The 311-nt window shown below is 60.5% G+C and carries 1 pseudogene; it reads right to left on the bottom strand.

From position 1 onward, the window contains the following. A pseudogene (locus QK287_RS18455) lies at positions 1-235 on the bottom strand (ATP-binding protein); the annotation flags it as partial. Positions 236-311 lie beyond the last annotated feature (76 nt).

Below are 311 nucleotides of genomic sequence, written 5' to 3' on the forward strand. Positions count from 1 at the left end.
TCTGTGCATGTTTGAGTCGGTAGCTGGAGCCTTTGAGGGTGATGACTACGGCGTGGTGGACGATGCGATCGATCATTGCGGAGGCGACGACCTGGTCTCCGAACACGTCTCCCCAGCGGGCGAAGGGCAGGTTCGAGGTCAGGATCAGGGACGCTTGTTCGTAGCGTGATGAGACGAGCTGGAAGAACAGGTTCGCGGCGTCCTGCTCGAACGGGATGTAGCCGACTTCATCGACCTATGCGGATGTCCGCATAGATCGATCTATGCCGAGCCCGCGACTATGCCGAGGTGTCCGCCAGGTCGGGCTGGTG

This window comes from Arthrobacter sp. AL05 (assembly GCF_029960715.1).
Taxonomy (GTDB): Bacteria; Actinomycetota; Actinomycetes; order Actinomycetales; family Micrococcaceae; genus Arthrobacter.